Source organism: Actinophytocola sp., from assembly GCF_036002505.1.
Taxonomy (GTDB): Bacteria; Actinomycetota; Actinomycetes; order Mycobacteriales; family Pseudonocardiaceae; genus DASYTH01.
Genome location: NZ_DASYTH010000425.1, coordinates 1 through 14,591 on the forward strand (window position 1 = coordinate 1; position 14,591 = coordinate 14,591).

Annotated in this window: 11 protein-coding genes and 1 pseudogene; 8 read left to right on the forward strand and 4 right to left on the reverse strand. The window is 71.0% G+C overall.

All coding sequences use genetic code 11. The features are described 5' to 3' along the window. The 3 genes and pseudogenes from VGR06_RS37560 to VGR06_RS37570 form a co-directional block, all read left to right on the forward strand. Window positions 1-411 (forward strand): annotated as a pseudogene (locus tag VGR06_RS37560) (hypothetical protein); the annotation flags it as partial. Window positions 412-544: 133 nt separating this feature from the next. Next, window positions 545-1,249: a hypothetical protein gene (locus VGR06_RS37565; RefSeq protein ID WP_327563982.1), complete on the forward strand. Its 705-nt coding sequence runs from the start codon at window positions 545-547 to the stop codon at window positions 1,247-1,249. Between the two features lie 50 nt (window positions 1,250-1,299). Next, window positions 1,300-2,457: a cystathionine gamma-synthase gene (locus VGR06_RS37570; RefSeq protein WP_327563983.1), complete on the forward strand. Its 1,158-nt coding sequence runs from the start codon at window positions 1,300-1,302 to the stop codon at window positions 2,455-2,457. Here the strand turns inward: VGR06_RS37570 and VGR06_RS37575 are convergent, their stop codons facing one another. After that, window positions 2,458-2,721 carry a hypothetical protein gene (locus VGR06_RS37575; protein WP_327563984.1) on the reverse strand — a complete coding sequence of 88 codons (264 nt, stop codon included), beginning with the start codon at window positions 2,719-2,721 and terminating at the stop codon, window positions 2,458-2,460. A gap of 132 nt (window positions 2,722-2,853) precedes the next feature. Continuing rightward, the gene (hppD, locus tag VGR06_RS37580) at window positions 2,854-4,020 is read right to left on the reverse strand and encodes a 4-hydroxyphenylpyruvate dioxygenase (protein WP_327563985.1); all 1,167 of its coding nucleotides are present in this window, start codon (window positions 4,018-4,020) and stop codon (window positions 2,854-2,856) included. A 118-nt stretch (window positions 4,021-4,138) separates the two neighbouring features. Between hppD and VGR06_RS37585 the strand changes: the two genes are divergently transcribed. Then, window positions 4,139-4,606: an Lrp/AsnC family transcriptional regulator gene (locus VGR06_RS37585; protein WP_327563986.1), complete on the forward strand. Its 468-nt coding sequence runs from the start codon at window positions 4,139-4,141 to the stop codon at window positions 4,604-4,606. A 144-nt stretch (window positions 4,607-4,750) separates the two neighbouring features. On the opposite strand, the gene greA is transcribed toward VGR06_RS37585, so the two are convergent. Continuing rightward, window positions 4,751-5,248, reverse strand: coding sequence for a transcription elongation factor GreA (gene greA, locus VGR06_RS37590; RefSeq protein ID WP_327563987.1), 498 nt, complete (start codon window positions 5,246-5,248; stop codon window positions 4,751-4,753). A gap of 346 nt (window positions 5,249-5,594) precedes the next feature. On the opposite strand from greA, the gene mca reads away from it, so the two are divergent. Beyond that, on the forward strand, window positions 5,595-6,476 hold the full coding sequence (gene mca / locus VGR06_RS37595; RefSeq protein ID WP_327563988.1) for a mycothiol conjugate amidase Mca: 882 nt from the start codon (window positions 5,595-5,597) through the stop codon (window positions 6,474-6,476). Continuing rightward, window positions 6,473-6,760 carry a hypothetical protein gene (locus VGR06_RS37600; RefSeq protein WP_414637410.1) on the forward strand — a complete coding sequence of 96 codons (288 nt, stop codon included), beginning with the start codon at window positions 6,473-6,475 and terminating at the stop codon, window positions 6,758-6,760. Before mca ends, VGR06_RS37600 begins: the two co-directional genes overlap by 4 nt. Here the strand turns inward: VGR06_RS37600 and VGR06_RS37605 are convergent. Continuing rightward, the gene (locus VGR06_RS37605; protein WP_327563989.1) at window positions 6,757-11,775 is read right to left on the reverse strand and encodes a Calx-beta domain-containing protein; all 5,019 of its coding nucleotides are present in this window, start codon (window positions 11,773-11,775) and stop codon (window positions 6,757-6,759) included. The genes VGR06_RS37600 and VGR06_RS37605 overlap by 4 nt on opposite strands. Before the next feature lie 218 nt (window positions 11,776-11,993). Here VGR06_RS37605 and VGR06_RS37610 point away from each other — a divergent pair, with 218 nt between their 5' ends. Together VGR06_RS37610 and VGR06_RS37615 are read left to right on the forward strand one after the other, a co-directional pair. After that, window positions 11,994-14,006 carry a thioredoxin domain-containing protein gene (locus VGR06_RS37610; protein ID WP_327563990.1) on the forward strand — a complete coding sequence of 671 codons (2,013 nt, stop codon included), beginning with the start codon at window positions 11,994-11,996 and terminating at the stop codon, window positions 14,004-14,006. Between the two features lie 154 nt (window positions 14,007-14,160). Then, window positions 14,161-14,591 (forward strand): hypothetical protein (locus VGR06_RS37615; RefSeq protein ID WP_327563991.1); only part of this gene is annotated, 431 nt, incomplete at its 3' end.

The following is a 14,591-nucleotide window of genomic DNA, read 5'->3' on the forward strand; positions in this document are numbered from 1 at the left end:
GACTTCAGCTTCGTCACGCGGGTTGTTTTCGGCCTGCTGTTCGGTCTGGTGATCGCGGGAGCCGGGGCGACGGCGTTCTTCCCGCAGACCAGGGCGTACCTGTTCGGTACCTCGGCGCTCGGCGCCCCGGGCGGCGGGTTCGGCGGACCTCCACCCGGCGGCGGTTTCGGCCAGCCCGGGCCGTACGGTCAGCCACCGCAGCAGGGTTTCGGCCAGCCGCCCCAGGGTTTCGGGCAACCACCCCAGGGCCAGCCGCAAGGTTTCGGGCAGCCGCCGCAGCCCGGCCCGTACGGCCAGCCGCAGCCGGGCTACGGCACGCCGCCCGGCGGTTTCGGCCAGCCACCGCAGCAGCCCGGCCCCTACGGCCAGCCCGGCCCGGGTGGTCCGCCACCGGGCCAGCAGCAGTGGTGATGTGATCAACTCGTGGGCCCGGCCGAACGGTCGGGGCCCACGTTTGTCTACGGACTTGGTGAAACCGGATCACGGCGGGGGTTCCGGCTGGTTAGATGAGCCGCGCACCGGCCACCCGGCAGGGGAGGAAGCCATGTCGTACCCGCAGCAGGGTTACCCGCAACAGCCGCAAGCTCCGCAGGGTTACCCGCAGCAGCCCCCGGCCTACTATCCGCCGGCCGCCCCACCGCCGCCGTCCGGTTCGGCGAGCCCGGCGACCGCCGTCATCGGCCTGGTGCTCGGCCTGCTCGCCGCGGCCGCGCTCATCGTCGTGGCCGTCCACCTGCTGACCCTGCTCGACGGCGCCAGCCTGGGCGACCTGCCCAGCCAGTTCACCACGGTTCTGGTGACCAAGTTCGCCGCGGCCGCCATCCTGCTGGTCGGGGCGCTGATCGTGGCCCTGCGCAGGGTGCCGGGCGCGGTCATCCTGGCACTCGGCGGCGCCGCCGGGGTGGCCGCGATGCTGCTGGACCCGGTGATCATGGGCAGCCTCAACCCGCGGTTCGGCGACTTCGGCGAGTACCTCAAGGATCTGTTCAGCTTCAACGGTACGGACAGCACGTTCGGCGCGATCGCGCTGATCACCTCGCCGCTGGTGCTGATCCTGGCGATCCTCCCGCACACGCTGAAGTGGCTCAGGGGCTCGCGCGCGGACGCCGTCCCCCAGTACGCGCCGCAGCCGGGCTATTCGCCCGAAGGCTACCCGCAGCAGGGTTTCGGCACGCCGCCCGGCGGTTTCGGCCAGCCGCCGCAGCAGAACTACCCGCAAGGGCAGCAGGGTTACCCACAAGGGTGGTGATCGAGTCCCACTCTTCGGACCTTCCGGCGGCCGCCCGTAGGCTTGGCGGCATGCCAGACGAGAGCAGCAGGTGGGGCTTCGAGACCAGGGCCATCCACGCGGGACAGCAGCCGGACTCCCGGACCGGCTCGGTGATCGTGCCGATCTACGCCACGTCCACGTTCCTGCAGGACGGGGTGGGCGGGGTCCGCGACGGCGGCCACGAGTACTCCCGCACCACGAACCCCACCCGCAGCGCCCTCGAGGAGGCCCTCGCCGCGCTCGAGGGCGGCCGGCACGCGCTGGCGTTCGCCTCCGGCATGGCCGCGTCCGACGTGGCGCTGCGCACCCTGACCCGGCCGGGCGACCACGTCATTCTCGGCAGCGACGCCTACGGTGGCACGTTCCGCCTGCTGGACAAGGTGCTCGCGCACTGGGGCGTCGGGTACACCTCGGTCAACCTGTCCGATGTGGACAGTGTCAAGGCCGCGGTTCGGCCCAACACCAAGGTGATCTGGTGCGAGTCGCCGACCAACCCGCTGCTGGGCATCGCCGACATCGCGGCCCTGGCCGGGGTCGCGGCCGGTGCGGGCGCGCGGCTGGTGGTGGACAACACGTTCGCCACCCCGTACCTGCAGTCCCCGCTCGGCCTCGGCGCGGACGTCGTGCTGCACTCCACCACGAAGTACCTGGGCGGGCACTCGGACGTGGTCGGCGGCGCACTGATCACCTCGGACGACGAGCTGCGCGAGCAGTTCTTCTTCCTGCGCAACGCCGTCGGCGCGGTGCCCAGCCCGTTCGACAGCTGGCTGGTGCTCCGCGGCGCGAAGACGCTGGCCCTGCGGATGGAGCGGCACAGCGACAACGCCGAGCGGATCGTCGAGGCGCTCACCGGCCACCCGAAGATCACCAAGGTGTACTACCCGGGCCTGCCCGACCACCCCGGGCACGAGATCGCGGCCAAGCAGATGCGCCGCTTCGGCGGCATGGTCTCGATCGCCGTCGCCGGCGGCGAGCAGGCCGCGCTGGACGTGGCCGCCCGCACCAAGCTGTTCTTCCTGGCCGAGTCGCTCGGCGGCGTGGAGTCGCTCATCGAGCACCCCGGCAAGATGACGCACGCCAGCACCACCGGCTCGCCGCTGCAGGTGCCGGGCGACGTCCTGCGCCTGTCCGTGGGCATCGAGGACGGCGCCGACCTGGTCGCCGACCTGCTCCAGGCGCTGGGTTAGCTAGGGGCTGACCGGGTCGAGCTGCACCGACGCCGGCTTCGCGGGGTGGACGTTCTGCTTGTCCTGCACCGGCGCGCTGGGCAGCCGGCCCGGATCCAGGCAGCTGCCGACCAGCTCGACCGTCCCGTCCCGCTGCACGTACCGCCCGCCGTCGGCACACCCCGCGTGGTTGACGGTGAACACCGCCACCCCCGCCAACGCCATCGCGGCGGCCGTCGCGGCCGCGACCGGGAGCACCCCGGCAACGCGCCTACCGACTGCCATCTCGCCTACTCCCACCTGTGACCCCCAACCGCTCATTGCAGAGAGTACCCGAGATGTAATACGCCTCTGTCCTGTTCAGCGGTTCACAGACACTTCACAGATTCCCGCGGCAGTGGTGAGTGCGCCTCGGCGTCAAAGGTTGCCTCGGCGCGCCTGCTCGCGCTCGATGGCTTCGAACAGCGCCTTGAAGTTGCCCTTGCCGAAGCCGAGGGAGCCATGGCGCTCGATGAGCTCGTAGAACACCGTGGGGCGGTCGCCGATGGGCTTGGTGAAGATCTGCAGCAGGTAGCCGTCCTCGTCCCGGTCGACCAGAATGCCGTGCTGCTTCAGGGTTTCGATCGGGATCCGGACGTTGCCGATGCGGGCCCGGAGCTCCGGGTCGTCGTAGTAGGAGTCCGGGGTGTCCAGGAACTCCACGCCGGCGGCGCGCATGGCTTGGACGGTGGCCACGATGTCGCCGGTGGCCAGGGCGATGTGTTGGCAGCCCGGGCCGGCGTAGAACTCCAGGTATTCGTCGATCTGCGACTTCTTCTTCGCGATCGCCGGTTCGTTGAGCGGGAACTTGACCCGGTGGTTGCCGTTCGAGACGACCTTGCTCATCAGCGCCGAGTAGTCCGTGGCGATGTCGTCGCCAACGAACTCGGCCATGTTCACGAAGCCCATGACCCGGTTGTAGAAGTCGACCCAGTGGTCCATCCGGCCGAGCTCCACGTTGCCCACGCAGTGGTCGACGGCCTGGAACAGCCGCTTCCGCGGTGCCGGCTCGTGCTGCTCGGTGTAGCCGGGCAGGTAGAGGCCGGTGTAGCGGGACCGGTCGACGAGCGTGTGCCGGGTCTCGCCGTAGGTGGCGATCGCGGCGAGCCGCACCGTGCCGTGCTCGTCGGTGACGTCGTGCGGCTCCTCGAGCACGGTCGCGCCCTGCCGCCGGGCGTGCGCGATGCACCGGTCCACGTCGGGCACCTCGAGCGCGAGGTCGACGACGCCGTCGCCGTGCCGCCGGTGGTGGTCGAGCAGCGGGCTGTCCGGGCTGACCCCGCCCTTGATCACGAACCGGGCCGAGCCGGATTTCAGCACGTACGCCTTGTGGCCGCGGTTGCCGGTCTCCGGGCCGGAGTACGCGACCAGCTCCATGCCGAACGCATAGCGGTAGAACCACGCGGTCTGGGTGGCGTTGCCGGCGACGAACACGACCGCGTCCATCGCCTTGACCGGGAACGGATCCCGGGTCTCGTCATAGTCGACGAGGCCGACGAGCTGGCGCAACTGGTCGAAGCTGACCCCATCCATGATCTCGGTCATGACACCAGGATGAGACGGCCATGCACTGTGGGCAACACATCGCAATTTCACTGCACAATATGCTCACCTGGATTCCGCCATCGTGCGGCAAGGTGAGCACAATGCCCAGGAGGGCGTCATGATCGACGAGCTGGACGCACGGCTGCTGCTCCTGCTGACCGACAACCCACGGCTCGGCGTGCTGGAATGCTCCCGGCAGCTCGGCGTCGCGCGCGGCACCGTCCAGGCGCGGCTGGACCGGCTGACCGAGCGCGGCGTGCTGCACGGCTTCTCGCCGGACGTCGACCTCGCCGCGATCGGCTACCCGCTGACCGGATTCGTGGTGCTGGAGATCGCCCAGGGCCGGCGCATCGAGGTGGTCGAGCAGCTCGCCGCCATCCCCGAGGTCTGCGAGGCGCACTCCACCACCGGCCGCGGCGACCTCCTCGTGCGCGTCGTGGCCAGGTCCAACGAAGACCTCCAGCGGGTCATCGAGCGCGTCGTCGGCGTCCGCTTCGTCGAGCGCACCTCAACCGCCATCGCGCTGACCACGCCCATTCCCTACCGCGTCCGCCAACTCCTGGGTCCGCCTCTCCGGAATTCTTGACGCGGTTGCGTTCCAGCGGACGCTGCGGTTGTCGGGTGGATTGTGGCTGGCTGCCGTCACGTTCCCCTGAGGTTGCGTTGGTCGGGGCGACGCTAACCACGAGTCGTACGTTCGGGCCACCGAGTTGGGCGTTCGGGACCGGGCTCAGCCCGCGTAGGGGACGGCCTTGACCAGGGTGACCTTCTGCGTGCTGCCGTTGGGCAGCTCGTATGACCGGGTCTCGCCCTCCCGGGCGCCGAGCAGGGCCCGCCCGATCGGGGAGTCCGGCGAGAACACGTCCAGCCCGCCTTCCGCGCCTTCCTCACGGGTCGCGAGCAGGAAGTTCTCGGTGTCGTCGTCGCCGTCATAGCGGACGGTCAGCACCTTGCCCGGCTCGGCCAGCCCGTCGTTCTTCGGCGCCTCGCCGACCTTGGCGTTGCGCAGCAACTCCTGCAGGTGGCGGATCCGGGCCTCCTGGTGGGCCTGCTCCTCGCGCGCGGCGTGGTATCCGCCGTTCTCTTTGAGGTCGCCCTCCTCGCGGCTGGCGTTGATCTTCGCGGCGATGACCGGGCGGAGCTCAATCAGCTCGTCAAGCTCCTGCTTGAGCCGGTTGTAGGCATCCTGGGTCAACCAGGTCACCCCTGTCTCGCTCACGGTCACCATCTCCTCGTCGTTACCTGCGCGACCACCCGGACGCGATCCGCAGTTTCCGGGTCTCAACCGCGCACCCGGAACGGAAAAACACGGCCCGCGCGGGGCCGTGCCGGTAGGACAGCCTAACACGGCTACGACGAAAGTCGTGTCCGTTTTGTCCGTTGTGACGGCTCGATACGTGGAGTTCACCCTGATGGCGGCGTCGACCCCGGCGATTTTCGATTCCGTATTCCGCCAGGTGAGACCGGCCCCGCGGCCGCCGCTCCACCCGTGCCGGGAACAATGAAACCCGGTTGGACGGTTCTCCTAACCAGATTGCCTTGGGGTCCACGCATCGAGAGGGTTCACGGAGGTCATGGCCGAAAAGTTGCGGTTGATGGCGGTGCACGCGCACCCCGACGACGAGTCGAGCAAGGGCGCGGCCACGATGGCCAGATATGTCGCCGAAGGCCACGAGGTCATGGTGGTGACCTGCACGGGTGGCGAGCGCGGGGACGTTCTCAACCCCGCCATGGACCGGCCGGACGTGGTCGAGAACATGATCGAGCAACGCCGCCGGGAGATGGCCAAGGCGGCGGAAATCCTTGGCGTGCAACACCGCTGGCTCGGTTTCGTCGACTCCGGCCTGCCCGAGGGGGACCCGAAGCCGCCGCTGCCGGAGGGCTGCTTCGCGCTGGTGCCGCTCGAGGAGTCGGTGCCGCGGCTGGTCGCGGTCATCCGCGAGTTCAAGCCGCACGTGGTGATCACCTACGACGAGAACGGCGGTTACCCGCATCCCGACCACATCCGCACCCACGAGGTGTCGGTCGCCGCGTTCGACGCCGCCGGCGACCCCGACCTGCACCCCGAGTCCGGCGAGCCGTGGACGCCGCTGAAGCTGTACTACTCGCACGGCTTCTCCCGCAAGCGCATGCTCGCCTTCCACGAGGCGCTGCTGGCCCGGGGCCTCGAGTCGCCCTACACCGAGTGGCTGCAGAACTGGACGGAGGACAAGGGCGACATCGCCGACCGGATCACCACGCAGATCGAGTGCGCCGACTACTTCCCGGTCCGGGACGCCGCGCTGATCGCGCACGCCACCCAGATCGACCCCAACAGCCGCTGGTTCGCCATACCCTTGGAGGTGCAGCGCGAGGTCTGGCCACACGAGGACTACGAGCTCGTCCGGTCGCTGGTGGACACCACGCTGCCCGAGGACGACCTGTTCTCCGGCATCCAGGAGAAGGTGAGCACGTGACGTTTGCGTCCCTGGCGGGACCGGACCTGAGCACGGCCGTGCCGATCGTGCTGGCTCAGCCGTCACCCAAACCCGAGGATCCCGGCGGCCGCGGTGAGGACTTCGGCAAGTCCTCACCCGTCGGCTTCCTCGTGCTGATCCTGTTCTTCATCGCGGTCGCGTTCCTGATCCGCTCCATGAACAAGCACCTCAAGCGCGTCCCCGCCAGCTTCGACAAGCCGGACGAAGGCGACACGGACAAGCCGGCACCGCCTCCGTCCAACGGGAAACCCGAGCCCGCCTAGGCGCAGGGGTTGCCCGACAGGCCCGCCCGGGCCTCGCCGATGATCACGCTGCCGAACAGCGAGGTCAGCGCGAACGCCCGCTGGGTCACCGAGCTCGCCGTGGTTACCGTGGTGTTCAGCTCCAGCGTGCCGATCAGCAGCGGGATCCGCAGTGGCCCGGAGCCGACCGGGATCGTCACCCCGTTCACCTTCAGCGCGGCGACCGACGAGCTGCCGGTCAGCCTCGGCACCAACCCGCCGGGCCCGGCGACGCACCGCGCCTCGGCGGTCGAGCTGATCATGCCGACCTCGATGCTGACCAGCCCGAGCGCGCTGATCCGCGCCGAGGACAGCCCGGCCCGGCCGGTGGCGTCGTCGCCGTCCGCCGGTGGTGCGGTCAGGTCGTCCGGCTGCTGACCGGTGGCGGCCGTGAGCGTGCTGACCCGGATGCTCAGCAGACCCAGGTTGACCCCGCCCGCGGCGAGCGACCGCGCGTCGTCGCGGCACGGCAGGTTCGCCGGGTTCGCCACCGGCCCGCTGAGGTTGAACGCGGTCGCGGTGCAGGTGAACACACCGCCGCGAACCGGGTCGTCGTCGACGATCGTGCCGGTGCCCTGCCCGTCCGCGATCGTCGCGTTGACCGGGCTGGACAGGTTGACCGTGAACGTCTCCGCCGGCTCGCCGGTCAGGTCGCCGGCGATGTCGACGGTCACCGGCCGGCTGGTAACGCCGGGCGGGAACTGCAGGTCCGCGGCGAGCGCCCGGTAGTCGGCCGGCGCGGTGGCGGTGCCGTCCGCGGTGGCCACGTGCCCGGTCACCGTCGACGTGGCGGCGTGGTCCAGGCTGACCGTGAACGTCGCCCGCGTGGTGCCGGTGTCGCCCTCGGTCACGGTGACGTCGCCGACCCGCAGCGCCGGCGTGCCGACCACCCCGTCGTCGTTGACGATCGCGCCGACCCCTTGCGCGTCAAGGAGTTCCGCGTTGACCGGGTTCGACAGGCGCACGGTGAACGTCTCGTCGCCCTCCACCGCGGTGTCCCCGGCGACCGGCACGGTGACCTGCCGGGTGAGCTGCCCCGCCGCGAACGTCACGTCCCCGCTGCCCGCGGTGTAGTCGCCGGGTGCGGTGGCGGTGTCGTCCGCGGTCGCCCAGTGCACGCTGACCGAGCCGCTCGCCGGGGCCTGGCTGAGCGTGATGGTGAACGTGGCCGGCGTGGCCCCGGAGTCGCCCTCGGCCACCGAGGCGTCCCCGATGGACAGTTGGGGTCGCGGGTTGTCGGTGTCATCGTTGATGATCGTGCCGGCTCCCTGCCCGTCAAGGATGTCCGCGCCGGACGGGTTCGACAGGGCGACGGTGAACGTCTCGTCCGGCTCGACGGCGGTGTCCCCGGTGACCGGCACGGTGACCGTCTGGCTGGTCTGGCCGGGCGTGAACGTCAGGTGGCCCGCGGTCGCCGCGAAGTCACCGGGCGCCGCCGCCGTTCCGTCGGCGGTGGTGAACTCGACGGTGACGTTGCCCGGCGCCGTTCCGTTGGCGAGCGTGACCGTGAACGTGGCCGGCGTGGCCCCGGAGTCGCCCTCGGCCACCGAGGCGTCCCCAATGGACAGTTGGGGTCGCGGGTTGTCGGTGTCATCGTTGATGATCGTGCCGGCTCCTTGCCCGTCAAGGATGTCCGCGCCTGACGCGTTGGACAGCTCGACGGCGAACGTCTCGTCGGCCTCGAACCCGGTGTCGCCGTTGACATCCACCGTGACCTGCCGGGTGACCTCCCCGGCCGCGAACGTCTCGTCGCCGCTCCGCGCGGTGTAGTCGCCCGGAGCCACCGCAGTGCCGTCCACGGTCTGCCGGTGCACGGTCACCGGAGTGGTCGCCGCCCGGTCCAGCGTGATCGTGAAGGTGGCCGGGGTGGTACCAGTGTTGCCCTCGCCGACCGCGACGTCCCCGACGGAGAGCCGGGGCCGCGGCTGATCGCTGTCGTCGTTGCGGATCGTGCCGACCCCTTGCCCGTCAACGATGTTCGCGCCGGACGGGTTGGCCAGGATGACGGTGAACGTCTCGTCCGGCTCGACCACGGTGTCGCCGACGACCGGCACGCTGACCCGACGGCTGGTGTCGCCGGGCGCGAACGTCTCGTCCCCGGCCGCGGCGAGGTAGTCGCCCGGTGCGGTCGCCGTCCCGTCACCGGTGGCCCAGTGCACCCGGACCTCGTTGGGAGACGGGTGGTTCAGGCTGATCGTGAACGTCGCCGCGGTGCTGCCGGCATCGCCCTCGCTGATCGTCAGGTCGTCGATGCGCAGGTCCGGCGGGGTGTCCGAGTCGTCGTTGACGATCGTGCCGACCCCTTGCCCGTCAAGGATGTCCGCGTCCACGGGGTTGGACAGCGCCACGGTGAACGTCTCATCGGGCTCGAACAGGAGATCCCCGACGACCGGCACGGTCACCACGACGCTGGTCTGGCCGGCGGGAATCGCGGCATCGCCGGCACGCGCGGTGTAGTCACCGGGCGAGGTCGCCGTTCCGTCCGCGGTGGCCCAGTGCACGCTCACCGGTGCGGTCGCCGTGCGGTCCATGGTGATCGTGAAGGAGGCCTGGGTGGTGCCGGAGTTGCCCTCGGCCACCGAACTGTCTCCTATGGACAGTCGTGGTCGCTCCCGGTCGTCGTTGACGATCGTGCCGACTCCCTGCCCGTCAAGGATCTCCGCGCCGACGGGGTTGGACAGCACCACGGTGAACGTCTCGTCCGGCTCGACGACGGTGTCACCGACGACTGGCACGCTGACCGGAACGCTGGTCTGGCCGGCCGGAATCGTGGCGTCGCCGCTGGTCGCGGTGTAGTCGCCGGGTGCGGTGGCGGTGCCGTCCGCGGTGGCCCAGTGCACTCGAACATCGTTGGGAGCGGGCTGGTTCAGGCCGATGGTGAACGTCGCCGAGGTTGTCCCCGAGTTGCCCTCGGCCAGCTGTGCGTCGCCGATGCTCAACCGCGCCGGGCCCACCGGGTCGTCGTTGACGATGGTGCCGACTCCTTGCCCGTCAACGACATCCGCGCCGGCGGGGTTGGACAGGGTGACGGTGAACGTCTCGTCGGGCTCGACGACGGTGTCGCCGGTGACCAGGACGCTGACCGGAACGCTGGTCTGGCCGGCCGGAATCGTGGCGTCGCCGCTGGTCGCGGTGTAGTCGCCGGGTGCGGCGGCGGTGCCGTCGGCGGTGGCCCAGTGCACGCTCACCGGTGCGGTCGCCGTGCGGTCCATGGTGATCGTGAAGGAGGCCTGGGTGGTGCCGGAGTTGCCCTCGGTCACCGAACTGTCTCCTATGGACAGTCGTGGTCGCTCCCGGTCGTCGTTGACGATCGTGCCGACTCCCTGCCCGTCAAGGATCTCCACCCCGCTGGGGTCGGACAGGGTGACCGTGAACGTCTCGTCCGGCTCGATCACAGTGTCGCCGACCACCGGCACGGTGAACGGTTTGCTGGTCTCGCCGGGTGCGAACGTGACCGGTGCGCTCACCGAGGTGTAGTCGCCGGGCGCGGTCGCGGTGCCGTCCGCGGTGGCGGCCCGCACACTCACCGGTGCGGTGCCCGGCCGGTCCAGGCTCACCGTGAAGGTGGCCTGCGTGGTGCCGGTGTTGCCCTCGGTCACAGTCACGTCGCCGACGCTCGCCCGCGGCGACACCTCGCCGTCGTTGTCGCGGATCGTGCCGACCGCGGTCCCGCCGGCGACCGCGGCGCCGGTGGCCGCGGACAGCGTCACGGTGAACGTCTCGTCCGGCTCGGCGGCGAGATCGCCGACGATCGGCACCGACGCCGTCTGGGTCGTGCTGCCGGCCGGGAAGTCGAGGTCGCCCGCGCTCGCGGTGTAGTCGGCCGGCGCGGTGGCGGTGCCGTCCCCGGTCGCCCAGTGCACGTGGACCGGCGCCGCGGCCGGCCGGTCCAGCGTCACCGGGAACGTGGCCAGCGCCGTACCGCTGTCGCCCTCGGTGACCGTGACGTCCCCGACGGACAGTCCCGGCACGTGCACCGTGCTGTTCTGCACGAATCCCTGGGAGATGCCGTTCACCAGGAAGTCCACCGCGCAGTGGTAGGTCCCGGCCGCGGCGTCCGGCCGCACCCGCAGGGTCTCTGCGAACTCCGCCTCGGTGCCACTTCGGACGGTGCGCTGTGCCGGGTCGAAGCCCACCTCGAGGGCCGTGTCGCAGCTGGTGATCCGGGGCGTGACGGTCCAGTCCAGGTTCTCGATCCCGGCCAGCAGCGCGTCGGCCACCTGGTCGGCGTTCGCGTTCGGCATCAGCCGGCCGCCGGTGGCGTTGACGATCGAGCTCGCCTGCCCGAGCCGGTCGAGGCCGTCCCCGCTGGTGCCCACGACCGGCACGGCGACGACCCGGATCCCGGCGGCGCGCAGCGCGTTGGTCGTGTCGGCGAGGGTGTGGCCGAGGCTGGGGTCGTGGGACGCCGCGTCGCCGAACCACAGGATCACCCGGGAGCCGTTCGGGCGGAAGTTCATCGCGTCGGTGGCGATCCGGAAGTGCGCGTTGAGGAAGTCGGTCCACGGCGCGCCACCGCCGAACACGTCGTGCGACATGTTGTCCATCCCGGCGCGAACGGCGCCGGCGTCGTCGGTCAGCGGGGTGAAGACCGTGAACACCTTGTCGCCGTCGACCTGGTCCTTGTAGGCGGTGACGCCGAACCGGGCGTCCGGTTGCGCCGCCCGGACCCGGTCCATGATCGTGTCGATGTTGTTGCGCACGTTGGCCACGACCGGATCCATGCTGCCCGTGGTGTCGCCGAGGATCACGATGTCCGGCTTGGGTGCGACGGCCGGCGTGGTCACCCGCTTGGCCACGGTGGCGGCCTGCCCCGGCCCGAGCGTGAGCTCGACGGTGGGCGGGTCCACACCGGCGCCCGGGGCCGCGTCCGGCGTCGCCGCGCCGACTCCCGCCGCGCCAAGGGCGACCAGCGCCGCCACACCCAGTGCCCGCAGCCGCGTTCGACGGTGTTTTCTTCCTTGGCTCGATGGCGTAGCGCCAGTCTTGGACAGCACGATGCCTCCCCGGTATGCCTGTGTTGTTCGCAGGGAGCCGGCCGCCACGTCGTTCGCTCCCCGGACGTCGATGGTCAGTGAAAACGACCGTTCCGAGGCTCTCTTGCGGCCGCTAGCTGGCACAACCGCCGGTGCGCGGCCGTGGTCTCATGTGGCGGATCGCCGCCCGAAAGGGCGGCCCTGGGCGCCCTTCCGCGTGATTTGAGAGGCTTGTCCCCATGGCGAACCGACTGGCCGGTGCGACGAGCCCCTACCTGCTGCAACACGCGGACAACCCGGTGGACTGGTGGCAGTGGGGCGAGGAGGCGTTCGCCGAGGCGCGCCGCCGGGACGTGCCGGTGCTGCTGTCGGTGGGCTACGCGGCCTGCCACTGGTGCCACGTGATGGCGCACGAGTCGTTCGAGGACGCCGAGACCGCCGCGCTGATGAACGCGAAGTTCGTCAACGTCAAGGTGGACCGGGAGGAGCGGCCGGACGTCGACGCCGTCTACATGACCGCGACCCAGGCGATGAGCGGGCACGGCGGCTGGCCGATGACCTGCTTCCTCACCCCGGACGGTGAGCCGTTCCACTGTGGCACCTACTACCCGCCGCGTCCGCGGGCCGGCATGCCGTCCTTCCGGCAACTGCTCACCGCGGTGGACGAGGCGTGGTCCTCCGGCGACCCCGAGGTGCGCGGCGCGGGCAAGCGGGTGGTCGCCGAGCTGGCCCGGCAGACCGGCCCGCTCCAGGAATCCACAGTGGACGAATCGGCACTGGAAGGCGCGTCCGCTTCACTGCTCGGCGACTTCGACCGGCGCAACGGCGGATTCGGTGGCGCGCCCAAGTTCCCGCCGTCCATGGTGCTGGAGTTCCTGTTACGCCACCACGAGCGCACCGGCTCCGTCGAATCTCTGTCCATTGTGGAGCGAACGGCGCGGAAGATGGCCGCCGGCGGCATCTACGACCAGCTCGGCGGCGGCTTCGCCCGGTACAGCGTGGACGCCGCCTGGATCGTGCCGCACTTCGAGAAGATGTTGTACGACAACGCGTTGCTGCTGCGGGTGTACACCCATCTGGCCCGGCTCACCGGGTCCGCCCGGTACCGCGAGGTGGCCGCCGACACCGCCACGTTCCTGCTCGACGGGCTGCGCACCCCGGAGGGCGGGTTCGCCGCGTCGCTGGACGCCGACACCGACGGGGTGGAGGGCATGACCTACGCCTGGACGCCCGTCCAGTTCGCCGAGGTGCTCGGCCGGGAGGACGGCGCGTGGGCGGCGACCCTGCTGAACGTGACCGGCTCCGGCACGTTCGAGCACGGCACGTCCACGTTGCAACTGCTGGATGAGCCCGAAGATCCGGCGCGCTGGCGGGACGTTCGGGCCCGGCTGCTGCAAGCCCGGGCGGAGCGGCCGCAGCCGGCCCGGGACGACAAGGTGATCACGGCGTGGAACGGCCTGGCCATCGCCGCGCTGGCCGAGGCCGGTGCCGTGCTCGGCTCGGACGAGTGGGTGGCCGCCGCGCGGTCCGCGGCCGAGCTGGTGGTGTCCCGGCACCTGGTCGACGGCCGGCTGCGCCGCGCCTCCCGGGACGGTGAGGTCGGGGCGGCGGCCGGCGTGCTCGAGGACTACGGCTGCCTGGCCGACGGGCTGCTGGTGCTGCATCAGGTCACCGCCGAGCCCCGCTGGCTCGACGCCGCCTGCGGGCTCCTCGACGCCGCGCTCAAGCACTTCGCCGACCCGGCCGTGCCCGGCGCGTTCCACGACACCGCCGACGACGCGGACGCGCTGGTCTGGCGCCCGTCCGAGATCGGCGACAACGCCAGCCCGTCCGGGGCTTCCGCGATCGCCGGCGCGCTGCTGCTGGGTTCGGCCCTCGCCGGTTCCGAGCGGGCCGGCCAGTACCGTGAAGCCGCCGAGCGCGCGGTGTCCCGGGCCGGCCTGCTCGCCGCCCGCGCCCCCCGCTTCGCCGGCCACTGGCTGAGCGTGGCCGAAGCCCTGGCCCGCGGTCCCTTGCAGGTGGCGGTCGTGGGCGCGGCCGACGACCCGCACCGCGCCGCCCTGCTCGCCGCCGCCCGCTCCGCCGCCCCCGGTGGCTCGGTCGTCCTGGCCGGCGAGCCCGACGCCGCCCCGCTGCTGGCCGACCGCCCCCTGGTCGACGGCGGTGCCGCCGCCTACGTCTGCCGCGGCTACGTCTGCGACCGACCGGTCACCACCGCGGCCGAGCTGACCGCCCTCCTCCAGCCGCGCTGACCGACTTGTCGCGGGTACTTCCCACGACAACTGCGTCCTGTCGCGGGAACTTCCCGCGACAAGTCGGTTCTGCCTTGGGTGAACCCCCGTGCACACTGCTCGCGTAGCGGCGTAACTTCTGAAGTATTGTAATCATGTAATTCAGGAGGAAGACATGCACAAGCACTTCGGCCGGGGACGCGGTTGGGGCCAACGGGGTCGCGGCGGCTGGCAGCAGGCCGACCTACCCACCGCCGACGACGCCCCGGCCTGGTTCGCCGGCCGCCTGCCCGACGGCTGGTTCGTGGAGAACCCGCGGGTCACCGTGGACCGCGAAGAGATCATCATCGTCGGCGAACTCCCCGCGTTGGAGGGCGACTTCGACGATGACGCCGCCCGCGCCTCCGCCGAGTCCGGCCGCATCTCCCGCTTCCGCGAGGACACCCGCGACGAGCGCATCGAGATCGCCCGCCAAGCCGAGCACCGCTACGGCCGAAAGGTGGCGTGGGGCGCCAAGATCGGCGCCACCGAGCAGCTCTTCACCACCCACTCCGTCCCGGTGATGACCCGCCTCCGCCAACCCGAACGCCTCATCCTCGACACCCT